Raw genomic sequence first — 24279 nt, 5'->3', positions numbered from 1 at the left:
GGCCTCGCCGGGAAAGTTCCGCGGCGGCGATGACGGGCCCCGCGCGCGCGGTCGGGATATACTGAAGATCGGTGACGACGACGGCCCCGATCGTTCGCAGCTCGCTCGCGCTCGGCGCGGCGCTGGTGATGCCAGGTTGCTTCCACGATCGTCCGCCGCAGCTCGGCTGTGCGACGGAGGCGGCTTGCGCGACGTCGACGACGACGACGTCCACCACCACGGGCGAGCCGACGACTTCGACGTCGACGACGGGCGCGTCACCCGAGCCGCGGACCTTCCGCATCGACTCGCTGCGCCTGATCGATCCGCACCTGTTCTCCGACATCTGCTTCGACGTGACGGGGCTCGTCAACATGTTCGGGCTGACGCAGCAGATCGACGACGGAGAGCTGAACCTGGTGCTGCACTTCGCGGACTTCGATCCCGCGGCGCTGGCGGCGGTGCTCGGCGAGACGGAGTCGTGCGACCTGACGGCGCAGACGTGCGTGCCGACCGACGGGGTGAGCCTGCAGCTGCCGGTCGAGGTCGTGACCGAGGCGCCGTGCCTGGGGGTCGATCCCACTGTGTTCGCGAGCAAGAACGCGGCGTCGCTCAACGCGCCGGAGCCGACCTGCTTCCGCACCAGCGCGGTCGAGCTGGCGCTGCCGCTCGGGGCCGCCGATGCGCCGATCAACATGTTGCAGACGCAGGTCACGTTCAACTTCGACGACGCCGCCGATCCGCAGGCGATCCTTCACGGCGTGGTGTCGGGGTTCTTGACCCGCGCGTCGGCCGAGACCGTCGATATCGAGGTGTCGGGGGCGAACTACAACCTGTGGGCGATGGTGCAGGGGCCAGAGGGCTGCGCAGACAGTCACCCCGAGCTGCTGCCGAGCGTGGATGAGCTCGCCGGGCCGGACGGGCCCGTCGAGGGGGTTTGGCTGGCCTTCAACGCCACGGCCTCGCGCGTGGCGCTGGTGCCGCCATGAGGGGCGCGGGCGAACGGGAACTTCACGGGCGGGGCGACGTCCAAGCGCCCGTGACCGAACGCGCCCGTCCGCTGGTGGTCGAGGTCGTGGCCCGACAGGGCGCGACGATCGTCGATGTGACAGTGGTGGGTGGTCGGGTCCGCGCGTACCGGGTGGGCGAGGGTCCGAAGGCGCAGGCGACCGTGGCAGTGGCCGGCGCGGACGCGGAGGGGTGCTGGACGCTGGTGGCGCTGCGCGGCGATTCGCCGCTGTTGTGCGTGCCGGCGGAGGCGACCGGCGAGCTACGGACCAGTGAGGCGGAGGCGCGGCCGCTGGTCGCCGTCGAGACGCTGGAGCTGGCGCACGGGACATGTGCGATCGTTCATGTCGGGCCGCTGACGTTCGAGCTGCGGGCGGGGCCGCCCGAGCCGGCGGTGAAGTGGCGGCCGGTCGTCGAGTGGCCGCTGTGGCTGGCCCAGGCGGCGTCGTTGGCGTTGTTCTTGACCATGGCGCTGCTGGTCCGGCTCTACGGGCCGAGGGCGGAGCCGCCGCGCTGGGACGATCCGGAGCTGCAGGAGCGGCTGATCCGCTACACCGCCGAACTGCCGCCGACTTCGCCGAAGTCGTCCGAGCCGGGCGCGGTCGCGGAGCGGGGGAGCGAGGGGCCGCGTCCGTCGATCGTCCGCGCGACGCTGCCGACGCCGGCGGAAAAGCCGACGCCCGCGACGCCGGACGCGCCGGCGGTGACCGGGTCGAGAGGACAGGACTTCGAGGACAGGTCCCGAGAGGCAGGTTTCCTCGGCCTGGCGGAGTTCGACCGGATCTTGCGCGAGTACACTGCGTCGCTCGACGCGTCGATCCGCAACTACGCGCCGTCGCCGGAGAGCGACTCGGCGTGGGCGGCGGCGACCCGGACGGTGCCGCGGGCGATCGCGGGGCTGGGGCTCGGCGAGACGATCCGCGGCGGCGGAGGCGTGGCGGAGGCGGTGGTCGACCTCGACCTCGGCGACTTGCTCGCGGGCCTCGCGGCCAAGCGCAAGCGCGGGCCTCCGGGCACGGGGCGCAAGGAGGCGGCGTTCACCAAGGCGGCGGTGCCCGACGTCCGCGAGACGCCGCGCCAGAGCGTGGAGTGGACGGCGGCGGTGGGGCAGGATCTGATCCGCGGCGTCATCCGCCGGCACACGCCCGAGGTGCGCAAGTGCTTCCGCGACGGCCCGGCCACCGGCAAGGTCGAGGTGGCGTTCACGATCGGCAGCGGCGGGAAGGTCCGCGCGGCGTCGATCGAGAACAGCACGGTCGACCACGCCGGGGTGCAGAGCTGCATCACCACGGCGGTGAAGTCGTGGACGTTCCCGACGATCGTGGCGGCGGCGGGCGACGTCGCGGTGCGCTATCCGTTCTCGGTCGGCTGAGAGCCGACGGCTCACTTCTTGCCGAACAGGCCGCCGATGCTCGAGCCGATGTTGCCGAGGTCGACGTTGCCGAGGGCGCCGCCGGCCGAGCCGAGCGCCGCGTCGACCTGCCCGGCGAGCGGGGCGGGGAGCTTGGTCTTGAGGAAGTTGGTGACCGTCTCGATCGCGCTGCGGGCGTTGCTCTCGGAGATGCCGGTCTTGGACACGATCTGCTGGATGAGCTCTTCCATGGATGGGCCTCGGTGACGGCAGTATGCGAGCCGGCGCGCGGCGGCGTCAACCGGGTCCGAGGACGATGGGGGCCTCGATGAGGCCGGGGCGCGTGTCGGGGTGCGGATCGTCGGGGATGCGCTTCGGCTGGCCCGGATCGGTGCCGATCATGGTTCGCCAGCGCCGCGGCACGCGCCGCAGGGCGATCGGATAGACGACGAGGGCGCCGTCGCGGCGGATGTGCAGGCGGAGGAAGTGCTTGAAGTCCTGGATCCGCAGCGACGAGAAGGCCTCGTTGCCGTGGCGGCGGAACAGGTTGACGGCGACGAGCAGGTAGACGCCGAAGATCGCCGCGCTGACCAGCCAGCCGAGGCCGAGCAGGAGGGCGAGGCTAAGGCCGAGCTCGCCAGGGCCGTTGCACTCGAGCGAGAGTGCGCGGCCGAGCTGTCCTCCGAGCCAGGCGAGGGCGAGCACCGCGAACGCGTGGACGGCGGCGTGGCCGAGGCCGGCGAGCACGCGCAGGAGCGGACGGCGGGCGTCGGCGAACCACACCAGCGCGGCGGCGGTGGCGAGCAGCCACAGCGCGGCCCACGGCGAGCGCAGGGTGGCGCTCAACATGTCCGAAAGGGCAGGCAAGAACTCGGCCGGCGGCGGGCCGCCGAGCGCGGCTCGCATGTTCCAGCCAATTAGGAGGTAGAGGAGGCCGGTGACTGCGCCGAAGGTCGGGTTTTTCAGCGGGAAGGCGAGGTTGTGCCAGGCCAGGCGGCGCGAGGCCGCATGATCGGGGAAGGCGCAGCGCAGGCCGTAACCGCCGGCCAGCGAGTCGTCGTGGAGGACGTGGGTGGGGTGGAGGAAGGCGCCGCCGCCTCCGGCGGTGATCTTCTGGACCTGCCCGTCGGCGCTGGCGTGGCGGCGGTAGTGGTGGAGGTCGCCGGACAGGAACACGCGGATCCGCTGGCCGAACAGGCGCTCGAGGAAGACGAGGTTGCCGTCGCGGACGCGGCGAGCCCGCGCCTGGCGGTCGCGCTGCTCGTGGGCGCGGACCCAGTGCGGCTCGGCGGTGCAGAGGATGATGCGAGCGCGCGGACCCATGCGCTCGGCGAGTGCGCGGAAGTAGTCGGCCTGGTTGGCGTCGATGTCGGAGCCGAGCTGGACGTCGACGCCGACCAGCCACCAGTCGTGCGGCAGGCGGGCGGCGAAGTAGCTGGCGCGTTGATGGACCTGCCAGCCGCAGAACCACTGCTTGTCGAGGAACAGCTTGGTGAAGGTGGCGAGGCTGTCGTACCAGTCGTGGTTGCCGGGCACTGCGAACAGCACCGGGTGCGGTGGCTCGCTGCGCTCGAAGGCGCACTCGTACGGGAGCACGAGCCGCTGCTCGTAGGCGGCGCGGCTCGGGGTCGGGTAGACCTGGTCGCCGCCGAACACGAGGACGCTGGCGCGCGGCAGCTCGTAGGCGCGGCCGTCCGGGCCCTGGACGCGGAGGATCGGCCGGGTGGCCCAGTAGGCGACCGCGTAGGTCGGGTTCCAGCCGTCGCCCGAGTCGGACACGAAGTCGAGCACGAGCTGGTCGCGGTGCGAGAAGTCGGTGAGCTCGTGGGTCGGCGTGGGCCGCAAGATCCGGCGATCGAGCTGGTCGCCGAGGACCGTCGACACCGTCACGCGTGCGGCCGTCTGCAACAGCTGAAGCGGCGCGTACCAGCGCACCATGTCCGCTGGGGCGTGGAGATCGCGGGCGGTCGGGACGTCGGTCATGGCCGACATGGCAGTATTTGACCGGTCGCAGGGCGGTGCCAGGCGCGAGGCCGCGAGGTGTCCTTCAGGACAGACGCGCGAGCCACCGGCGCAGCCGCGTCGGCTCGACGAACACGACGTAGAGGCTGATCATCTGCAAGCTGAAGTAGATGAGCTGATACATGGTGACGGCGACCACAACGTGGAGGCCGACGCCGAGCAAGAAGCCGAGCGGTCGCAGGCGGCGTGGGATCAGCACGAGGGGCGCGAACAGCTCGAAGCCGAGGGCGGCGTGTTGGAGGATCGTCCACGCGCCGGCGGGGAGGACGCGCAGCAGCCACGCGGCCGCCTCGGTGCAGTAGACGCCCTGGACCTGCACCCACAGCACGTCGCTGTAGGCCAGCCAGTCGCCCCGCAGCGCCTTGCACAGGCCGGAGGCGACGTAGTGGATCAGCAGCGAGACCTGCAGCACGCGGATCGGCCACGCGGGGATCCTGGCTTCGGGACCCTGTCCCGAAGGACCTGGCGCGAAGGCCAGGACGAGGAAGCCGAACACGTAGAGGCGGTTGATCGTGAACGCGCTGATCGGGTCCGCCAGGGAGACGTACAGCAGGCCGGCGAGCACGATCCAGGTGGCGGCGCGCCGGGCCCAGCCGAAGATGATGGCCAACATGGCGCCGAAGTAGACGGCGAAGAACGGCCACAGCGTGGCGCCGGTGAGCAGCGGGACGTGCGGGGCGTAGTAGGCGTCGACGGCCGGCGAAGGGTGGTAGCCGACGGCGGTGAGCCACTCGCCGGCGTGCAGGGTCCAGGCGAAGGTGTAGAAGACGAGGTGTAGGTGAAGGCCTGGCGGAAGGCGTCGAGGCGGACGACGTCGACCGGCTCGTACCAGAAGCGCTCCCAGCCGGCGCGCGCGCGGGCGAGGAGGCTCATGGCGCGCGCTCCGGGTAGTCGTGGACGGACAGGATGCGCCGCTCGTGCCGCGGGACCTGGGCCAGCGGCGGCCGCTTCCAGGCGCCCTGGGCCATGTCGTCGGGCTTGGGGACGAAGCCGGTCCAGACGAACCGCAGGCCGACGATCGGCGGCAGCTCCGGGTGCCGCCCGCGATCGCTGGCCACGAGGTAGTCGGCGACCTCGCGTCGACCGGCGTCACGCTGGACGCCCCAGGCGACGAGGAAGCGGTGCAGCCGCGTGCGGTGCCCGAACGGCTCCATGCCGAAGTCGAGGGTCTCGTCGAGCTGCTCCCAGTCGCGGCGGCCGGACCGCTGCACCTCGACGAAGTAGATGTTCCACACCTTGGGCCGGTTGGGGAACAGGCAGGCGACGTCGTGCCAGTCGTGCAGCAGCGCCGGCTCGCCCGGGAGCGGGGCCCGCCACAGGCCGTGATAGGCGGTCGGCGCGATCCACAGAAGGATGAAGGCGGCGACACACAGCCGATCGCGGAGGCGGGGGCGAAGAGCGTTCATGCGCGCCGGAGCCTGAGAACCCGCTTTTGCCACGCCGGTCCGCGTCTTGTCGAGCCCCGCGCGGGCGCGGCATCATCGCCGCAGCATGGTGGCCGAGGCGCTCGCGGGCCTGGTGCACTGATTCGCCGATCCGATCGCGTGCTTCCGTGAGCGGGTGCAGCAGGCGATCGAATCCACTTCGTGCTCGAAGCCGGACGGCTCGTCATCGACGTCGACGACTTCGCCGACGGCATGGACCGCCGGCTCATCGACACGAAGCGACGCGGCGGTGATCGTCGACGAAGGACGACGACCGCACGAAGAGCGGCCGCTTCCGCATCGGCTTCGTGGCGGTGTCGCGCTGGAGTTCGACGGGATCCGCATCGACACGTCCCGTGCGGGCGAGCGCTCGATCTCCCCGGTGAGCGGTGATGCGGCTCCACGCAGCGCTGCTGCGGCGACCGAACCTCGACGTGGCGCTGGCAGTGCGGGGGATTTCAGGCCGGGTCGGCCAGGGCCGCATGCCGCGGTCGCTCGAGCCGTTGCGCGATCGCCTGCAACAAGCCGCCGGCGGCGAGCCGCCGCGGCCGGTCGCCCCCGACGTCCTACATGAACTCGCGGACATCTTCGCGGAGGTCGAAGCGCCGACCTCCGCGCTCCCGATCCCTGGTGAAGAAGAGGCGATCCATGTCCCGCCCCCGGACACTGCCGATGTGCCGCTACTGGAGGCAATTCGGACCGAGCTGCGAACCTTGCGAGAGCGACACGAACGTTTGCTGGTGGACTGCAACCTCGAACACCTGAGGCTGGTGGCGGCCGGGCCGCGCGCCGATGCTGTGACGAGTGGGCGCCGGGGCCGTGGTATTGAACCGGAGTCATCCATGGGGCGAGCGCGCCGCCGTCGAGTTCGACCGCGCTCCGTGATGAGTCGACATCCTCGCGTCTCTGGTGTTCAACGCGTTCAACGTGTGGCGCGCGAGCCTTCCATGGCTCGCACCTGGAACGATTGGCCCGCCGCGTCGTGACCCGCGGCTCCGCCTGGGCTGTCCTTTCGGACATATCGCAGGACGCATGTCCACGTGCCGTCGAATCCTGCGGAGTGCTCCGCGTGTGGAAACGCGCTAGCAGTGGCGCGCGGGTCTCTGATAGAAGCGAGCTCGACCCACAAGGTCCCGACTTTTCTCTCGCGAAGGATCCGACGATGACGATGAACAGTGATTGGCGTGTGACGGGACTGAGCGTCCTGGTCCTGCTCGGCGCATGCGGTGACAGCGTGGATGGCGGCATCACCGCCAGCGCGGGCGAGACCGCGACCTCGACCGACACCGACGGGCCGGGGACGACGACCACCCAGGGTTCGAACTCCAACAGCGAAAGCGACACCCTGCCCACGTCGACGACCGCGGGCTCGAACTCCGACTCCGAGGGCGAGACCACCACGACGGGGCCGGGCACGACCACGGACGGGACCGAGGGCAACACCAGCACCTCGACCGATCCCGGCACCTCGACCGAGCCCGGCACGACCACCGAGGCCACCTCGACCACGACCGAGGGCGTCGACACCACGACGACCACCACCGATACCAGCACCAGCACCACGAACGACACGAACGACACGAACGACACCAACGACACGTCGGACGAGGAGTGCCCGCTGGCGCAGATGCACCTGCCGTGTGACGCCAACTCGGACGACGCGCTGCACGCGATCGGCCTCAACTGTACGTCGCTCGGCGGGCAGTGGACCAACAATCAGAACGCAGTGACGGTCGCCAACGCGACCTTCCAGGCCGCGCCGCCGATGCTGGGCATGAAGTCGTGGCAGGTCGCCAAGTCGTACGGCACCTTCATCGACCCGAACACCAACGCGCCGTTCTGGGGCTCGCGCGAGGGTGACAAGGTGCTGCTGATCAGCTCGGGCCTGCTGCCGGCGCCGAATCCCCAGGGCACGGTGATCGTGCCCGACGGCGACGTGTTCAACGACGTCGCGTTCGGCGGCCAGTGGGACTCGGACACGATGCCCCCGCCGATGACCGCGGTGAACGGCAGCCCCGATCCGATGGGCTTCACCAACTGCGACGGCACCAACGACTGCTCGAACACCATCGCCGATCAGTGGGCGCTCGGCGGCGGCGACGCCGAGGACAAGATGTGGTTCGGCTTCGAGGTGACCGCCCCGGCGATCTCCAACGGCCAGACCGCCGACGCCAACGGCTACACCTTCGACTTCGCCTACTTCTCGGCCGAGTTCCCGGAGTGGGTCAACACCGACTACAACGACATCTTCGTCGTGTGGCAGGCGTCGGAGGACTACACCGGCAACGTCACCTTCATCAACGGTCAGCCGCTCACCGTCACTGCGCTGTGGCCGATCGACTTCCAGGGCGAGTGTGAATTCCTCGACCCGAACTGCCAGGGCAGCGACCCGCACCTGCAGGGCACCGGTTACATCAGCGATGGCGGCGCGACCGGCTGGTACAAGGCCACCGGCGGCGTGAAGCCCGGCGAGACCTTCTCGCTGACCTTCGCGATCTTCGACATGGGCGACTCGACCTACGACACCACCGCGATCCTCGACAACTGGTCGTGGGACTGCGAGGGTTGCATCCCCAGCGAGGTCGACGACTGCGGGATCGCGCCGCAGTGAGTCACGACGGGTCGCTACGCGGCCTGAATTGAGATTCGAAGCACGGACCCCGGGGCATGTCTCCGGGGTCCGTCGCGACCGCGCGCCGCCGTCCTCGCGCCGCGGAGGGGTTCTGCTACATACGTGATGGGACCTCACGGTCGCATTACCCCTGACTTACTGAGGACGGACGATGCTTGGATTCAGCGGACGATGGACTCGGCTCGGCGCGTGCGCGCTGATAGGCGCCGCGTGTAACGGCTGGGGCGGGGTGGAGTCGGGCGGGGACGCGGACACCGGCGATACGGTGGTCGACAGCGACGCGACCGTCACCCACGGTGATTCGGGCCACATCAGTGGCGGCTCGACAGGTGAGACCGAGGGCACCGAGCCGACCGGCGAGGTGACGGCCGCCACCACCGACGGAGAGACGGGCGGCGACACCGAGGGAGCGGCCTGTCCCTTGGCGCAGGTGCACCTGCCGTGCGACGCCGACTCCGACGAGCCGCTGCACGCTCTCGGGCTCGACTGCGGGTCGCTCGGCGTGCCGTGGTCGGTCGCCAACGCGGTCCCGGCGGCCAACTTCGCGATGGACGCCGCGCCGGAGCTGCAGGGCAAGCGGGCCTGGCAGGTCGCGCGCGCGTACGGCAGCTTCGTCGATCCGGACACGAAGGCGCCGTTCTGGGGCGCGCGCGAGGGCGACAAGGTGCTGCTGATCAGCTCGGGCCTGCTGCCGCCGCCCGATCTGGAGGGCGCGGTGATCGTCGAGGACGGCGACGTCTACAACGACGTCGCGTTCGGCGACCCGTGGGACAGCGACGCGATGCCGCCGCCGATGCAGCCGGCCAAGGGCAGTCCCGGCTCGCTCGGCCACGTCGACTGCGACGGCGCGAACGACTGCTCGAACACGATCTTCGGCCAGTGGCAGAGCGGCGGCGGCGACGCCGACGACAAGCTATGGTTCGGCTTCGAGCTCACCGCCCCGGCGAAGGCCGCCGGGCAGATCGCCGACGCCCGCGGCTATCGCTTCGACTTCGCGTTCTTCTCGGCCGAGTTCCCCGAGTTCGTCGACACCCAGTACAACGACATCTTCGTCGTCTGGCAGGCCTCCGAGAGCTACACGGGCAACGTCGCGTTCGTCGATGGCCAGCCGCTCACGGTGACCGCGCTGTGGCCGGTCGAATTCGCCGGGGAGTGTGACGCGGACGACCCCGCCTGTGACGGGTACGACGAGCACCTCGCGGGCACCGGCTACATCCGTGACGGCGGCGCGACCGGCTGGTACCGGGCCAACGGCGGCGTGAAGCCGGGCGAGACCTTCTCGCTGACCTTCGCGGTGTTCGACATGGGCGACTCGTTCTACGACACCACCGCGATCCTCGATAACTGGGCGTGGGACTGCGAGGGCTGCCTGCCGAACGAGGTCGAGGGCTGCGGGATCGCGCCGCAGTAGGGCCCCGGCTCGTCCGCGCGCGCGGATGCCGCTTTACGACCTGCGGGGTCTGACTGTACCGTGCGGGCCACATGCGTCGCATCGCGGTCGTCTTCCTCCTGTCGTGCTCCACCCTCGTCGCCTGCGCCCAGTTCGGGGCGCTGTTCGGGGCCAAGCCGCAGCCCCAGGCCGAGACGCCCGAGCAGGCGGCGTCGCGCGAGCGGGCCGCCGCGGCCCAGCGGCAGCAGGACGAGCAGCGGCAGCAGGCGGCGGCGGAGGCCGAGAAGCGCGAGCAGGCGCTGCTGGCCGAGCTCGACGCCGCTCGCGGCGAGGTGTCCGCAGGGACAGGTGATCGCCAGGCCGCCGCGATCGCGTTCACCGACAAGGTCCGCGCGCTCGAGGGATCGCAGGCGGCCGCGAGCGGCAAGGTCGACCTGGCGGTGCTGTCGCGCGAGGCGGCCGGTTACCTCGACGCGGCGATGCAGCAGGCGCCGAGCTTCGAGCTGCTGCGCGCGCTCGACTCGCTCCAGGGGCCGGAGGCCGACGCCGCGTTCGTGGCCGCGTGTCCCAAGCTGCGGTCCAAGATCCCGGCCGACGCGGTGATCGGCTTCACCGGCGACTGTCTCAAGCGCGCCGGCGGCGACGCCGCCCGCCTGAAGTGGCCCGGCGTGCAGAAAGATCTGGTCGCCTACCGCAAGCACGAGGAGGCGGAGCTCAAGCGCGCGCGCGAGGAGGAGGCCAGGCGCGCGCAGGAGGAGGCCGCGCGGGCCAAGGAAGAGGCGGCCATGGCCGCTCGCGGCGCGAGTTACGTCGCGGCCTCGGTGTTCGCGGCCGGGCGCTGCAACTTCGGCAACTGTGCCAAGGACGGCTGGACCGTGAACACTCCCGACGGCGACGTGCGGGTCCGCTGCAACTTCGGCAATTGTCTCAAGGACGGCTGGGTCGCCGACTTCCCCGGTGGCAAGAGCGCTCGCACGACCTGCAGCTTCGGCGACTGCTTCAAGGACGGCTGGCGCACCGAGCTGCCCGACGGCCAGAGCGCCAGCACCCGCTGCAGCTTCAACAATTGCCCCAAGGACGGCTGGAGCACCGACATCCCGGGCCTCGGGACGGCGACCACGCGCTGCAACTTTCAGGACTGTCTCAAGGACGGCTGGACCACCGACCTGCCGCAAGGCGGTCAGGTGCGCTGTCGCTGCAACTTCCAGGACTGTCTCAGCAATGGCGCCAGTTGTGATTAGTTCGGCCGGCCGGCTTTGCCTCGGTGTCATGCGGCGCGGCCCGCGCGGCGCGAATCTGGAGACGTCCGCCGATCGGAACTGTGACGCGACAGCGAGGGGCCGCGCGGATATAGTGAACCGTGAAGGCTGCGGGGGCGCTCCTGCGCCGAGCCCTTCGTGACAAGCGCTTTATGACGACCCGGCGACAGCCTCGCGCCACCCGTGAACCGGTCGATCCTCTCATCGGGGCGACCATCGCCGGCAAGTATCACATCACCCGATTGCTCGCGCGCGGCGGCATCGGCCTGGTCTACCTGGCGCGGCAGGTGTCGCTCGACGGCGGCGAGCGAGACGTCGTCGTCAAGGTGCTCGCGCCCAACTGGATCGACAACGCCGAGGCGATCGCTCGCTTCGAGCGCGAGGGCCAGCGGCTCGGCGAACTGCAGCACGCCAACATCGTCGCGCTGCACGACTGCGGCCACGAGAACGGCGTCGCCTACCTGGTGATGGAGTACCTCGCGGGCGAGCTGCTGAGCGACTACCTCGCGCGCAAGGGTCGGCTGACGGTCGAGGAGTTCGTGCCGATCGCCGCCCAGATCTTGAAGGGCATCGGCTACGCCCACTCGCGCGGGCTGATGCACCGCGACCTCAAGCCCAGCAACATCATGTTGATGGTCCGCAAGGGCCGCGCCAACTACGTCAAGATCCTCGACTTCGGCATGGCGAAGCTGGTCGAGGGCGAGCGCGAGGTGACGGCCGAGCAGATCGTCGGCACCGCGAATTACATCGCGCCCGAGCAGATCCGCGGCGAGACGCTCGACGTGCGGGTCGACGTCTACGCGCTCGGCGTCCTGTTCTACTTCATGCTGGCGGGGCGCCTGCCGTTCGAGGGCGAGGGCAACGCGGCGCTGCTGTACAAGCACGTCCACCAGGCCCCGCCGCTGCTCGGCGACGTCCTGCCGCCGAACCACGGCGTGCCCGAGGACCTGATCGCCATGGTCCATCGCTGCCTGGCCAAGCAGGTCGACGAGCGCCCGGCCGACGCCAACGAGATGGTCGAGGGGATGATCGATTCGTGCCCGGCGTCGATGTTCCACCTGCCGGTGGCGGAGGGCGTGGCCGCGACGTCGCACTCGACCGGCAGCATCGTCGCCACGCCGACCTCCGACCTGCTGCGCACCGCGCCGTACCGGACCCGCGGCAGCGGGCGCACGCGGGCGCTGGTGATGCCGACGATCCCGCCGTCGCAGGCGAGCGGCGGCTTCGCCACCACGATCGTCGCGCCCGAGCCCGACTCGGGCACGCGCAGCTGGGTGCTCATCGGCGGCGCGGTCCTGGCGGTGCTGCTCGGCGGCGTGGCCACTGCGGCGCTGTGGAACGGCGGGAGCCCGACGACCCCGGTGGTCGGCACCGGCGTGACCGAAGAGAAGCGCATGGCCGCCCAGCTCGATCAGGTCGAGCGCGAGATCCTCGGCGGCGAGTTCGACAAGGCCCGCCGCCACCTCGACGGCATGGCCCGCGACCTCGAGGCGTACCCGCCGCTGAAGCGCCGCGCCGAGACGAGCCTGACCCGGATCGCGGTCGCCAGCACGCTCGGGCTCGCCCAGCGGCTCGAGAAGGAGGGCAACGTGGAGGCGGCCCTCAGCGCCTATCGCGACATCCTCGCGATCGAGGCCGGCAACGCCGAGGCGAAGACCTCGATCGCGCGCCTTACCGCGGCGAGCGAGCCGCCGCCGCCGGTCGAGCCGGAGCCGAGCGGGCAGGGGCGGACCGGCGCAGGCAAGGCCCGACCCGCCGGCGCCAGGCCGGGCAGCAAGGGTCCGGAGCCCGCCGGCACGCCCGCGCCCGCGCCGACGCCCGAGCCCGCGCCCGAGCCCGCGGGGGCGAAACAGCCCGCGCCGGCGCCCGCCAAGGACCCGTTCTTGCCGGTCGCGAAGAAGGACGACGGCGGTATCTTCCTACCTGTCGGAGGCAACAAGTGATGCGAGGTCGCGCGCGAGTCCGTGGAGGTGCGCAACGTGGGGTCGCGGCGGCGCTGGCGGGGTCGCTGGTCGCCGGGGTCGTCCCCGGAACTCAGGGACAGGTCCTCGCGGCCATGTCCTCCGCGACAGGTTCCAAGGAGCAGGCGGCTGCCCAGCCGTCGGCGGCCGACCTGAGCGCGCAGGCGATCGAGCGCTTCAACGCCCGGGACTACGACGCGGCGGTGCGCCTGTTCGAGGAGGCGTACGCGATCGACAAGGTCCCGAACTACCTGTTCAACATCGGCCGCGTCTACGAGGAGAAGGGCGACATCCGCTCCGCGGTCGACTACTACCAGCGCTTCGTCAAGGAGCCGGGGGTCGAGATCGAGGCGCGCGACCTGGCGCTGCAGCGGCTGCGGGTGCTGAAGGGCATCCTGCAGGAGACCGACCCGGGCGAGAAGAAGGTCGAGGCCGCGCCGGCGCCGGCGCCGGTGGCCGAGGGGCCGAAGCCCGAGCCGCCGGCGGCCCAGCCCGCCGCGCCGGATCCGAAGTGGCGGAAGATGAAGCTGACCGGCGCTGGCCTGCTCGGGGTCGGCGGCGGGGCGCTGATCATCGGCGGCGTGCTGGGCGGCCTGACCCTGTCCAAACAGAACCAGCTCGACGCCACCCACGACTACGCGGCCCGCCAGGACCTCAAGCAGGGCGGCGAGCGGCTGGCCATCGCCACCGACGTGCTGATCATCGGCGGCGCAGTGCTCGCGCTCACCGGCGTGGCCCTCCTGGCCGTCGGCATCAGCAAGGGCAAGTCCTCTGCCGTGGCCCAGCGCCGCGTCCTGCCGACCGGCACCGGCCTGGTCGCCCGTTTCTGATCGCACCCGCTTTTCGCTTCGCCCACGCAGGAGGTCGCCCGTGTTCACCGCGCCTGTTTCGCTTCGCACGTTGCCGCTGGGGCTCGCCGGGCTCGCGTGCGGCCTGGCCTTCGGGGCATGTACTGCGATCACCGAGTTCGCCGACTGCAAGGTCGACGACGACTGCGTCGGCGCGGGCAACGGCTACGTGTGCGGCGCGGGCAACAAGTGCGTGCCGGGCGGCGACGACACGACCAGCAGCGATCCGGGCACCAGCCCGACGATGTCGCTGCCGCCGACCTCGACCACGGATCCGCCGGTCACCACGACCACCAGCGAGACCGACACCGACGCGCTGACGAGCACGACCACGAGCACGACCGACACCAGCACGACGACCGAGAGCGACACCGAGACGACGACGACCGGCGGGCAGGTGGCGTGTACGGTCCACAGCGAGTGCGTCGCGGCGCTCGGCGAGGACCACGTGTGCGGCAAGGCCGGGGTGTGCGTGTCTGCGCTGACCGCCGAGTGTCAGACCTTCCACTGGCCGAGCGACAAGCCGACCGACAACGTGGTGTTCGTCGGCTCGATCATGGCGACCTCGCCGCCGTTCGACGCGCTGGTGCTGCCGCTGCAGAACGCTGTCCAGCTCGCGGTCGAGGACTTCAACGCCAACACCGATCTGCCCGGCGGGTTCAAGATCGCGTGGATCGGCTGCGACGACGCCGGCTCGGCGACCCGGGCGACCGCGTCGCTCACCCACCTCAGCGAGACGATCGGCGCGCCGGTGGTGGTCGGGCCGATCTTCAGCGAGCTGGTGCTGCACCTGGCCGACCAGGCCAAGGCCAGCGGGACGCTGCTGATCTCGCCGACGGCCTCGGCCAAGGAGATCACGGACCTCGAGGACGACGGCCTGGTGTGGCGCACGATCCCGAGCGACGTGTACCAGGCCAACGCGTTCGCCGACCGCATCCCGCAGCTCACGCCGGCGCCGCAGAAGGTCGCGCTGCTCTACAAGAGCGACGCCTACGGCACCTCGCTGCACGAGGACGCGACGCTCCGCCTCGAGATGAACGACCCGATGCTCGACATCTCGAACCACGAGTACCCGAACCCGGTCGGCCTGACCCAGACCGAGCTGCTGCAGATGTACGGGACCGTGATCGCCAACGCCTGGGGCGCGCCCGGCGAGCACCCGGACACGATCGGCATCATCGGCACGACCGAGGCGATCGACATCATCCTCGGCTTCATGAACGCATGGTCGGCCGAGAACCCCGATCCGCCGCTGCCGCGCTTCGTCGTCTCGCACGGGGTCGTGGCGGCCTTGCCCGAGCTCATCGCCAAGGCCCCGGCGCCGCTCAAGCCGGTGCTCACGCAGATCACCGAGGGCGTGGCGCCGATCATCTTCGATGAGGCCAACTTCAACAACTTCAACATCCGCTACAAGATCCGGTTCAACGACCAGGCCCCGATCACGGCCGCGTCGCTCAGCTACGACGGAGCGATGGTGCTGATGCTGGCGATGGCCGGCGTGCCCGAGGGCGAGCCGATCGACGGCAAGCACGTGGCCGCCGCGATCGCCAAGCTGGCCGACAAGGAGCAGGGCACCACGGTCAGCTTCGGCGAGGTGATGGGCCTGTCGCTCACCTTCATCAAGAAGGCCCGCGACATCCTCGTCGACGGCGGGACGGTGGACCTCAAGGGCGTCAGCGGAGCGCTTGACTTCGACCTGACCGCGGGCGAGGTCCGCGTGAACCTGCTCGGTTGGGGGATCGACGAGGACATGGGCATGCCGGGCGTAGGGGTGCTGGACCCCAAACGCATGTACGTATTGGAACCCGCGCCCAGTGCCGAAGGCATGTGGGTGGATCTCCCGTAGAGCGCACCGTCGCTCCCGCTGTCGGGGTATAGTCGGAAGCTGAGGCTTCCGTGGTCGAACCCATTCGCTCGCGCACGACCCTCGATCCGGCTCCCGGGGCGCGGATCGGCGGCAAGTATGAGATCGATCGCCTGATCGCTCGCGGCGGCGTCGGCGTGGTCTATCTGGCCCACGACCTCGAGCAGCGACGCGAGGTCGTGATCAAGTTCCTCGCCGGACATCTGGCCGGCGACTCCGAGGCGAGCGCCCGCTTCGATCGCGAGGTCGAGCGCCTCAGTGCGATCCAGCATCCGAACATCGTCGAAGTCCTGGGGCACGGGCAAGAGAACGGCGCGCCGTACCTCGTCATGGAGTACCTGTCGGGCGAGCCGCTGCTGAGCTTCCTGAATCGCAAGGGCTACCTGCCGCTGGCGGAGTTCGTGCCGATCGCGGCGCAGATCCTCAAGGCCCTCGGCTACGCGCACGGCCGCGGGCTGATGCACCGCGACATCAAGCCGGCGAACATCATGCTCATCACCCGCAAGGGTCGAGCCAACTTCGTCAAGCTGCTCGACTTCGGCATGGCGAAGCTGGTCGAGGGCGAACAACGCGATATCACCACCGAGCAGGTACTCGGCACTGCCAACTACATGGCGCCGGAGCAGGTCCGCGGCGAGGCGCTCGACGAGCGCGTCGACGTGTACGCGTGCGGGCTGCTGTTCTATCGCATGCTGGCGGGCGCGCCGCCGTTCGTGGCCGACAACAACCAGGCGCTGCTTTACAAGCAAGTCCACGAGCAGCCGGCGCCGCTGGCGGTCAAGCTGCCGCCCGGCAGCGAGGTGCCGCCCGAGTTGGCGCAGCTCATCGATCGCTGTATCGCCAAGGATCCCGAGGCGCGGCCGCTCGACGCCAACGCGCTGACCCAGGCGCTGGTCGACTGCGTGCCGTCGCACCTGTTCCGCCTGCCGCTCGCCGAGGGCGCCGACCCGAGCGCGACCGCGTCGACTCTGGCGATGGTCCCCGACGTGGCGCCGTCGTCGAGCCTGATCGGGCGCGAGCTGCCGTCGGGGTCGATGAAGCCGATGTCGCGCAAGCGCCGGCAATCGGCGGTCGTGAGCCGCAGCGTCAGCGCGGCCGACCTGGCCCAGCTCGACGGCGAGGCCGAGGGCCCGTCGATCACCGCGGCGATGCCGACCGAGCGGCGCAGCAATTCGACGCGGTGGATCGTGATGGGGGCCGGCGCGCTGGCAGCGGTGGTGGCGGCGGTGTTGATGTTCGGCGGGGGAGGGAAGGCCGCCAACGCCAGCGAGGAGGACGGCCTCGACGCGGCGAGGGTGGCGGCGCGCCTCGATCAAGTCGACGCGCTGATCCTCGACGGCGACTTCGGCAAGGCTCGCGAGGGGCTCGAGGCGGTCCGCTACCAGCTGCACACGGTGCCCGGCGGCGAGAGCCGGGCGTCGGCGCAGGAGCGCAAGATCGCGGTGCTCATCGGCCTGCAGGTGGCGCGGCAGTTCGAGCAGGCGGGCGACAAGGGCGCGGCCGAAAAGGCCTACCGCGACGTGCTGGCGCTCGACGGCGGCAATCCGGAGGCGCGGGCGGCCCTCGCTCGCTTCCAGGCCGGGCCCAGGGCGGCCGAGGCGGAGGTCGTCGAGGAGCCGCGCCCGAAGGCGAAGCCGCGGCCGAAGACCGGCGAGGGCAAGCCCGCCGCGAAGGCGGAGACGAAGCCCGACGACAGGTTCAAGCTGCCGGCCAAGAACAGCGGGAGCTCGATCTTCCTGCCGACCAGCAAGAAGTGACAGCGCGCGTCAGCCGTGCAGGCTGAGCACGTAGACGTCGTAGAGCGCGTGCGTCCAGGCGGCCACGGCGAAGCCGCGCAATTGATAGACGAGGGCGAAGAAGACGCCGGCGAGGGTGCGGTAGACGAACGCGGCGTAGGTGAAGGGCTCGCCGGCGGGGCCGACGTGGTGCGCGAGGCTGAAGATCAGCGACGACAGCACCAGCGCGCCGAGCCACGCGCGTCGCCGGCCGGTCAGACCCGAGAGCAGGAAGCCGATGCCGCCCATGCCCAGGACGCGGAAGATGAGCTCCTCGTGGAGACCCGCGCCGGCCGAGATGACTGCGATGTCGGCGACGCTGGTGCGGGCCGCGACCGCGAGCCCGGGCACGAGCTCGGCGAAGCGGTGGATCACGAGCAGGATGAGGGTGCCCATGGTCGAGGCGTAAAAGCCGGACTCGACCAGCATCGGCACGAAGCGCTGGGGGCTGAAGCGGCCGTAGCTGCGCAGGATGACCAGGATCGCGGCGTAGCCGAGCAGGCCGGCCCCGAGCGCGGCCATGTAGTTGCCGAGGTCGCGGGCGCACAGCTCGATCAGCGCCTTGGTGACGAAGTCGACGCCGTTGAGGCCGAGACCGCCGGAGCCGAGGATCCCAAGCTGATAGACGAGCAACAGCGGGAACACGAGGACCGCGCTGGTGAACGGATCGATGCGCGCCGAGAAATGCTCCCAGAAGGCGCTCCGCGCGCGAGGGGGCGGCGGCCGAGGCGGCTGTGCACGGGCCATGCACCGCCAAGCCTGCGCGAGCCAGCGTCAGCCGCCAAGCAATCGGCCAAAACGACCCCGTCGGAGGGGGAGGCCGGAGGGAGCCGCCGGGCGCGCCGCGAGGCCCTGAGGCGGCGAGGGGCATGGCGGGAGCGCGGTCGGGTCGAGGGCCACCCCCGCACGCGCGCGAGGGCGCGCGTGTCCGCTGAGATCCCCTGTCGGGCGCGAGCGACAGGTTTTGGGCGGCGCCGACGGGGAATCGCTACAGGACGAATCGAGCGCGACGCTCCTCGAATCGAGACTGCGGTGATTCCCCGCTGTCACGGGGCCAAATCGATCGCCTTGGGGGCAGGGGACCGGCAGGGAGGCGAATCGGGGCCGCGCGATTGAGCGGTGGTCGATCCGATGAATCGCGCCTCATGCCACGAATCGAGGTCGAAGCCGGAACGACCAACGAAACGAGCCCCGGTGGTCGACCGGGGCTCGAAATCGCGGGCGCGGCGGCTACTTACGCTTGCCGGGCTTCTTCACGGGCTTTTTGGCGGCGGGCTTTTTGGCGGCGGGCTTCTTCGCCGCGGGCTTCTTCGCCGCGGGCTTCTTCGCCAGGGGCTTCTTCGCCAGGGGCTTCTTCGCCGCGGGCTTCTTGGCGGCCGGCTTCTTGGTGGCGGCCTTCTTGACGACCGGCTTCTTGGCGGCGGGCTTCTTCGCCGCGGGCTTCTTGGCGGCCGGCTTCTTGGTGGCGGCCTTCTTGACGACCGGCTTCTTGGCGGCGGGCTTCTTGGCGACCGGCTTCTTCGCCGGGGCCTTCTGCTTCTTGGCCTTTTCGGCGTCCTTGGTCTTCTTGGCCTTCTCGGCGTCCTTGACCTTCTTGGCCTTCTCTTTGGCCTTTTCGGCGTCCTTGGCCTTCTTCGCCTTCTCGGCTTCCTTCGCCTTGCGGCCGGCTTCCTTCTCGAGGACCTTCTTGGCCTTCTCGGCCTCCTGGGCCTTCTTGCGCTCCTCGGCCTCGCGCTTGGCGGTCTCCTTGGCCGTGATCGCGTCTTGCTTCTTCTGCTCGGCGTCCTGCTTCTTCTGCTCGGCGGCCCGGGTGCGCTCTTCTTCCTTGCGGCGCTTCTCGTCTTCCTTGGCCTGCTTGGCGGCGTTGCGGGCCTGCTCTTTTTCGAGCTTCACGCGCTCGCGGTCCTCTTCCTTGCGGCGCTTCTCGTCTTCCTTCTCTTTGCGCTTGCGGTCGCGCTCCGACTCGCGGCGGAGGCGTTCTTCCTCGCGGCGCTGGGCCTCCAGGACCTTGCGTTGCTCGGCTGCGGCCCGCTTTTCGGCGTCTTCTTCGGCCTGGCGGCGCTCGCGCTGGGCGGCGATCTCCTCGGGCGAGGGACCCATCTCGAGGCCGAGCAGCTGGCGGACTTCCTCTCCGGAGACCCGCTCGCCCCGGCGCTCGTCGGCGGACTCGCCGCGGCCGTGGACCAGAAGGCGCGTCAGATCGCTGCGGAACATCACCTCCGCCTTGTTATCGCCCATCAGCTCGCTGACGTAGCCGACGCCGAAGGTGGGGTGAACGACGATCTGATGGAGCTGGAGAAGCGCCTTGGGGCTGTACCGAACGGCGTTATTCACGTCGTACGTGTGGACCCCGTCGAGCCAGGACAATTTCTTCATACTCTTGCGCCGGGACACGCTCAGCGGCTCCGGGCTCTCGTCGTCCCGGCCCCGCGGAGGCTTGAAAGAGTGAATATCACCGCAGACGCCGCACTGAACGCGGCGGATTTCATCGCCGTAGCTCTCGAGGATGACGTGCGTGGTGTCGGCGCGACACTTGGGGCAGTAGGCCTCAGTTTCGCCGCCGTTCGAGCTCTGGTTGCCACCGAAATGGCTCTCGAAGATCTGGTCCATGGCTTATCTCCGGACCTGGGCCGCTGGGCCAGTGACGTAGCATGCCCGGATTTGGAAGTACAAGCCCAAATTGGAGGATTTTGCCGGGGATGGCCCCGCCCGCACGGGCACGTCACGGGCGATGGTCGCAAGGCCGGCCGCTCGCAAGATGGGCTAAATGGGCTGCGAGTGCCGTGAATTCTCGGGTTTGAACCGGGAGTCCTTTGGGCCCAGGCCCATGGGACAGGTCGTCCGGGTCACACGGAAAGCGGCGGATCGCCCTCGCTGGTGCCCGCAGCGCCGCTCCCCCGCGCTCGCCCGAACTCTTCGCCGTGGCCCTCGCCGGCCTCGAGGCCCATCGTCTGCATCAGCTTGCGAACGTCCGTGACGGTGCCCTTGGCCCGATCGGCGAGCGTCCCGAGCTCGCGGCAGACGACGCGGAACGCGCGGCCGTACTCGCCCGCCTGCGCGGCGATGATGTTGCCGTTGAGCGCCAGCAGTTGCAGTCGGCGCGCGACGTCGTCGAGGAAATGGATCACGCCCTCCATGCCGTCGGCGGCCTCCTCCTGGGCCGCCGTGCGCTGCTCGACGCCGATCCGGGCCGCCGCGACCAGCGACTCGTAGAAGGACTGCTCCGACTGGAAGGCCTCGATCATGCCGATCGGCGCCGTCTCGTCGGGCGAGGTGGTGGGGTAGAGCGGGCGGGCGGTGACGAGATAGACCAGGCCGTTGCGCTTCAGCGAGCCCTTGAAGATCTCGCGCTTGCGCAGCACGACGTCGACCAGCTCGGCGTCGGCGTAGCCGCCGATTTCGCCGGGTTTGCCGACGCCCAGGGCCGACGTCGAGGCGATCCGGCGGTTGCCGTGGTAGAGCGTGATTCCGAGGCTCGTGGCCCGGGCGAGCAGCGGCAGCAGCGTGTTGTCCTGGTCGAGGACGGTGTCGCCCGCGCGCAGGCGGCCCTCGGCGCGGTGCAGGCGACCGAGCCGGCGAATCACGTTGTCGCACAGCTCGGTGGCCGAGACCCCCCGGTCGAGGATGCGGCGGCGAATCACCGACCACACCGCGTTGAAGATCTGGGTCTCCGTCGTCATTTCGCTCACGTGCCCGCAGTGTACTGGGCCCGGCGGCCCCGTGGTAGGAGCCGGTCATGACCGGACAAGACGGCGCGCGGCCGCCTGGGCGCCTGCCTCCGCGCGTGCGGATCGCCCCCAGTCCGACCGGCGACCCGCACGTCGGCACGGCCTACATCGCCCTGTTCAACTACGTGTTCGCCCGCAAGCACGGCGGGAAGTTCATCCTCCGGATCGAGGACACCGATCAGGAGCGCTACACCGCCGGCAGCGAAGCGGCCATCTTCGAGGCGCTGCGCTGGCTCGGCCTCGAGTGGGACGAGGGCCCCGACGTCGGCGGCCCGCACGGCCCGTACCGCCAGTCGGAGCGCCTGCCGCTGTACCGGCGGGAGATCCAGAAGCTGGTCGAGAAGGGCGAGGCGTACCCGTGCTTCTGCACGAAGGAGCGGCTCGACCAGCTGCGCCGCGACCAGATCGCCGCCAAGCAGTCGACCCTCGGCTACGACGGCCAGTGCCGCTCGCTTTCGCCCGCGGAGGCCGCGGCGCGGATGGCGGCCGGCGAGGCGCACGTGGTCCGTCTGCGCGTCCCCGACGACGGCGAGACCGTGTTCGTCGACCACCTGCGCGGCGAGGTCCGGTTCGAGAACCGCCTGATCGACGACCAGGTGCTGTTCAAGTCGGACGGCTTCCCGACCTACCACCTGGCCAACGTGGTCGACGACCACGACATGGGCATCACCCACGTGATCCGCGGCGAGGAGTGGATCACGTCGACGCCCAAGCACGTGCTGCTCTACAAGGCCTTCGGCTGGGAGGCGCCCGAGTTCTTCCACCTCGGCCTGTTGCGCAACGAGGACAAGTCGAAGCTGTCGAAGCGCAAGAACCCGGTCTCGGTGTTCCACTACCGCGACCTCGGCTACTTGCCCGAGACCATGCTGAACTTCATGGCCAACCTCGGCTACAGCATGGGCGACGACCGCGAGCGCTTCACGGTCGACGAGATGATCGCGCACTTCGACTGGTCGCGCGTCAGCGCCGGCGGGCCGGTGTTCGACCAGAAGAAGCTCGAGGCGTTCGACGGGGCCGACATCCGCGCGATGTCGGTCGACACGCTCTACGACCGCCTGATGGAGCGCACGCTGTCGCGCGCGCGCCTGCTGCCGCTGCTCGCCCAGGCGCAGGAGCGGGTCAACCGGCTCGACGACTTCATCCCGTACCTGTCGTTCTTCTTCGGCGGCAGCCTCGACTACGGGCCGGTGATCGACAAGCTCAAGGTCAAGGACCGCACGCCCGCCGAGGTCGCGACCACGCTCGAGGCGTTCGCCCAGGACATCGAGCGCGACGCGGAGGCGCGCGCCTTCACGGCGCCGGCCCTCGACGCGTTCGCCCGCGGCTTCTGCGAGCGCAACGGCTGGAAGAACAAGGACCTGTTCATGCTGCTGCGCGTGGCGGTCACCGGCCGCACCGCCTCGCCGTCGCTGTTCGACACGATGGCGCTGTGCGGCAAGGACCGCTGCCGCCTGCGGATCCGCGACGTCGTCGCGCTGCTGCGCGCGCAGAAGGGCTGAGCAGGCCCGGCGGGCATGTCCGAACGGGCATGTCCGCCGGATCATGCGCGAAGGGGCATGTCCGTTCGCACCTGCGCGAAGGGGCATGTCCAGGCCGCGCCCGCCGGACTTGCTCGGCTCCGTGCAGCGCGGCTCAGGGCGTCAGCTCGACCGCGGGGACCTCGCCGAAGCCCTTGGCGTAGATCACGCGATGGTCGCAGGATGACCCGAGGGACATGTTCTGAAGGAAGCCTGGCTGGGTCAGCAGGCGGCCGGGGGTGGCGGCGGACTCGAGGCGGGCGGCGAGGTTGACCGTCTCGCCGATGACGGTGTGCTCGAGGCGGGCGGGCGAGCCCATGTTGCCGTGGACCAGCGGGCCGGCGGCGACGCCGATCCGCAGCTCGAGCGGGCGGCCGCCGTCGTCGACGATGCCGGCGTTGCAGGCCGGCAGCTCGGCCAGCATCGCCAGGCCGCAGCGCACCGCCGCCACGGCGAGCTCGCCGACCGGCCGGAGGCCGCGCGGGTCGATGAAGACGACCATGATGCCGTCGCCGAGCCGCTTGTCGATGATGCCGCCGTGGGCGAGGATGATGGCGTCCATGTGCTCGAAGTAGCGGTTGAGCTGGCGGACCACCGCGCCCGGCCCGAGCTCGCTGCAGCGGCGCGTGAAGTCCTTGACGTCGGCGAACAGCACCGCGCCCTCGGTGAGCCGCCCGCCGACCCGGACCTCCTCCTCGGGGTTGATGCGGATGGCCTCGATGACGTGCGCCGGCAAGTAGTTGGCGAGCTTGCGCTGGGTCAGCTCGGCGTCGCGGCGCTCGAGCGCGGATGCGTCGAGGCGGCGCAGCAGGTCGGGCAGGGTGGCGCGCACGTAGGCGCGCAGGCGCTGCAGCTCGGCGGCAGGGTCGTCGACGATGCGCTCGTCGTAGTAGATGTCGTAACAGCAGTGGCGCACCGCCGGGTCGAGGTGGATGCACTCGCGGTGCTCGACCTGCGCCGGCGGGAGGCTCCAGATGGTCGGGATGGCCGCGAAGAAGCCGCGGCGGCTCCAGCAGGCCCCGGGGCGGTCGGCGATCTCGTGGTCCATCACCGCGCGCACGCGGGCGGCCCCGTGCCGGCGGTCGACGAGCTGCATGCGGGTGATCCGGTTGCCGCGGGTGTACATGCGCTCGATGTCGCCGAAGAACTCGCCGGGGCCCTGCAGCGCCCACAGGAGCAGCCACATCGGGCCCATGTCCTGGCGCTGCATCATCGACGCCGAGGCGTCACGCCAGTGCAGCCACAGCGGGTGGTCGTAGCCCGGCGAGGCGTCGAGGCCGCACAGCTGGCGGGCAGCGGAGTCGCAGAAGCGGCGGTCGAACTCGACCGAGGTCCACCGCTCGGGGTCCTGCAGATACTCGAGGCTGAGCCCGGCGCCCTCGACGATCCGGTCGGCGACCTCCTCGCCGAAGCGCTCGCAGAAGTAATGGACGAGGGTGAGCGCGAAGCGGTTGCTGAGGTGCGCCTTCGTCAACGCGGGGTCGTAGACGCGCTCCGGCACGCGTCCCAGAGTACCGCGCC

General features: G+C 70.4%; 19 protein-coding genes. 10 read left to right on the top strand and 9 right to left on the bottom strand.

What is annotated here, in order from left to right:
- The first annotated feature begins 71 nt into the window (after positions 1-71).
- Entirely contained in the window at positions 72-968 is an 897-nt protein-coding gene (locus OV090_RS27455; protein ID WP_267707584.1) for a hypothetical protein, read from the top strand.
- A 50-nt stretch (positions 969-1018) separates the two neighbouring features.
- A complete protein-coding gene (locus OV090_RS27450) occupies positions 1019-2359 on the top strand; it encodes an AgmX/PglI C-terminal domain-containing protein (RefSeq protein ID WP_267707583.1) in 1341 nt (446 codons plus the stop codon).
- A gap of 11 nt (positions 2360-2370) precedes the next feature.
- Here OV090_RS27450 and OV090_RS27445 read toward each other — a convergent pair whose 3' ends face one another.
- The 5 genes from OV090_RS27445 to OV090_RS27425 form a co-directional block, all read right to left on the bottom strand.
- Positions 2371-2589 carry a hypothetical protein gene (locus OV090_RS27445; RefSeq protein ID WP_267707582.1) on the bottom strand — a complete coding sequence of 73 codons (219 nt, stop codon included), beginning with the start codon at positions 2587-2589 and terminating at the stop codon, positions 2371-2373.
- A 46-nt stretch (positions 2590-2635) separates the two neighbouring features.
- Complete coding sequence (locus tag OV090_RS27440; RefSeq protein WP_267707581.1) at positions 2636-4321, bottom strand: hypothetical protein; 1686 nt, start codon at positions 4319-4321, stop codon at positions 2636-2638.
- Between the two features lie 64 nt (positions 4322-4385).
- Positions 4386-5105 (bottom strand): HTTM domain-containing protein, encoded by a 720-nt coding sequence (locus OV090_RS27435; RefSeq protein WP_346660428.1) that lies wholly within the window; start codon positions 5103-5105, stop codon positions 4386-4388.
- A 124-nt stretch (positions 5106-5229) separates the two neighbouring features.
- Positions 5230-5766: a hypothetical protein gene (locus tag OV090_RS27430; RefSeq protein WP_267707580.1), complete on the bottom strand. Its 537-nt coding sequence runs from the start codon at positions 5764-5766 to the stop codon at positions 5230-5232.
- A gap of 72 nt (positions 5767-5838) precedes the next feature.
- A complete protein-coding gene (locus OV090_RS27425; protein ID WP_267707579.1) occupies positions 5839-6129 on the bottom strand; it encodes a hypothetical protein in 291 nt (96 codons plus the stop codon).
- A gap of 841 nt (positions 6130-6970) precedes the next feature.
- On the opposite strand from OV090_RS27425, the gene OV090_RS27420 reads away from it, so the two are divergent.
- The 7 genes from OV090_RS27420 (at position 6971) to OV090_RS27390 (ending at position 17495) form a co-directional block, all read left to right on the top strand.
- On the top strand, positions 6971-8395 hold the full coding sequence (locus OV090_RS27420; RefSeq protein ID WP_267707578.1) for a choice-of-anchor L domain-containing protein: 1425 nt from the start codon (positions 6971-6973) through the stop codon (positions 8393-8395).
- Between the two features lie 172 nt (positions 8396-8567).
- On the top strand, positions 8568-9827 hold the full coding sequence (locus tag OV090_RS27415) for a choice-of-anchor L domain-containing protein (RefSeq protein WP_267707577.1): 1260 nt from the start codon (positions 8568-8570) through the stop codon (positions 9825-9827).
- A gap of 71 nt (positions 9828-9898) precedes the next feature.
- Positions 9899-11047, top strand: a complete 1149-nt coding sequence (locus OV090_RS27410; protein WP_267707576.1) for a hypothetical protein — start codon at positions 9899-9901, stop codon at positions 11045-11047.
- 170 nt (positions 11048-11217) lie between these two features.
- Positions 11218-13008, top strand: a complete 1791-nt coding sequence (locus OV090_RS27405; RefSeq protein ID WP_267707575.1) for a serine/threonine-protein kinase — start codon at positions 11218-11220, stop codon at positions 13006-13008.
- A gap of 113 nt (positions 13009-13121) precedes the next feature.
- Entirely contained in the window at positions 13122-13856 is a 735-nt protein-coding gene (locus tag OV090_RS27400; protein ID WP_267707574.1) for a tetratricopeptide repeat protein, read from the top strand.
- 40 nt (positions 13857-13896) lie between these two features.
- Positions 13897-15720 (top strand): ABC transporter substrate-binding protein, encoded by a 1824-nt coding sequence (locus OV090_RS27395; protein ID WP_267707573.1) that lies wholly within the window; start codon positions 13897-13899, stop codon positions 15718-15720.
- Positions 15721-15770: 50 nt separating this feature from the next.
- Positions 15771-17495, top strand: coding sequence for a serine/threonine-protein kinase (locus OV090_RS27390; protein ID WP_267707572.1), 1725 nt, complete (start codon positions 15771-15773; stop codon positions 17493-17495).
- A 9-nt stretch (positions 17496-17504) separates the two neighbouring features.
- Here OV090_RS27390 and OV090_RS27385 read toward each other — a convergent pair whose 3' ends face one another.
- The 3 genes from OV090_RS27385 to OV090_RS27375 form a co-directional block, all read right to left on the bottom strand.
- Complete coding sequence (locus OV090_RS27385; RefSeq protein WP_267707571.1) at positions 17505-18260, bottom strand: CPBP family intramembrane glutamic endopeptidase; 756 nt, start codon at positions 18258-18260, stop codon at positions 17505-17507.
- A gap of 483 nt (positions 18261-18743) precedes the next feature.
- A complete protein-coding gene (locus OV090_RS27380) occupies positions 18744-20123 on the bottom strand; it encodes a hypothetical protein (protein WP_267707570.1) in 1380 nt (459 codons plus the stop codon).
- Positions 20124-20359: 236 nt separating this feature from the next.
- Positions 20360-21193 (bottom strand): methyl-accepting chemotaxis protein, encoded by an 834-nt coding sequence (locus OV090_RS27375; RefSeq protein ID WP_267707569.1) that lies wholly within the window; start codon positions 21191-21193, stop codon positions 20360-20362.
- A gap of 56 nt (positions 21194-21249) precedes the next feature.
- Between OV090_RS27375 and gltX the strand changes: the two genes are divergently transcribed.
- Positions 21250-22740: a glutamate--tRNA ligase gene (gene gltX, locus OV090_RS27370; RefSeq protein ID WP_267707568.1), complete on the top strand. Its 1491-nt coding sequence runs from the start codon at positions 21250-21252 to the stop codon at positions 22738-22740.
- 133 nt (positions 22741-22873) lie between these two features.
- On the opposite strand, the gene OV090_RS27365 is transcribed toward gltX, so the two are convergent.
- Positions 22874-24259 (bottom strand): adenylate/guanylate cyclase domain-containing protein, encoded by a 1386-nt coding sequence (locus OV090_RS27365; RefSeq protein ID WP_267707567.1) that lies wholly within the window; start codon positions 24257-24259, stop codon positions 22874-22876.
- Between the last annotated feature and the right edge of the window lie 20 nt (positions 24260-24279).

Source organism: Nannocystis sp. RBIL2, assembly GCF_026626745.1.
Lineage (GTDB): Bacteria > Myxococcota_A > Polyangia > Nannocystales > Nannocystaceae > Nannocystis.
The sequence above is the reverse complement of the archived record's forward strand: the minus strand, read 5'-3'. Positions and strand labels throughout refer to the sequence as shown.

Excerpts from the sequence above, each read along its gene's own strand:
- OV090_RS27385 (WP_267707571.1), bottom strand. The coding sequence starts at position 18,260 with ATGGCCCGTGCACAGCCGCCTCGGCCGCCGCCCCCTCGCGCGCGGAGC.
- OV090_RS27375 (WP_267707569.1), bottom strand. The coding sequence starts at position 21,193 with ATGACGACGGAGACCCAGATCTTCAACGCGGTGTGGTCGGTGATTCGC.
- OV090_RS27445 (WP_267707582.1), bottom strand. The coding sequence starts at position 2,589 with ATGGAAGAGCTCATCCAGCAGATCGTGTCCAAGACCGGCATCTCCGAG.
- OV090_RS27400 (WP_267707574.1), top strand. The coding sequence starts at position 13,122 with ATGTCCTCCGCGACAGGTTCCAAGGAGCAGGCGGCTGCCCAGCCGTCG.
- OV090_RS27430 (WP_267707580.1), bottom strand. The coding sequence starts at position 5,766 with ATGAACGCTCTTCGCCCCCGCCTCCGCGATCGGCTGTGTGTCGCCGCC.
- OV090_RS27415 (WP_267707577.1), top strand. The coding sequence starts at position 8,568 with ATGCTTGGATTCAGCGGACGATGGACTCGGCTCGGCGCGTGCGCGCTG.
- OV090_RS27440 (WP_267707581.1), bottom strand. The coding sequence starts at position 4,321 with ATGACCGACGTCCCGACCGCCCGCGATCTCCACGCCCCAGCGGACATG.
- OV090_RS27405 (WP_267707575.1), top strand. The coding sequence starts at position 11,218 with ATGACGACCCGGCGACAGCCTCGCGCCACCCGTGAACCGGTCGATCCT.
- OV090_RS27425 (WP_267707579.1), bottom strand. The coding sequence starts at position 6,129 with ATGCGGATCCCGTCGAACTCCAGCGCGACACCGCCACGAAGCCGATGC.
- gltX (WP_267707568.1), top strand. The coding sequence starts at position 21,250 with ATGACCGGACAAGACGGCGCGCGGCCGCCTGGGCGCCTGCCTCCGCGC.
- OV090_RS27380 (WP_267707570.1), bottom strand. The coding sequence starts at position 20,123 with ATGGACCAGATCTTCGAGAGCCATTTCGGTGGCAACCAGAGCTCGAAC.
- OV090_RS27410 (WP_267707576.1), top strand. The coding sequence starts at position 9,899 with ATGCGTCGCATCGCGGTCGTCTTCCTCCTGTCGTGCTCCACCCTCGTC.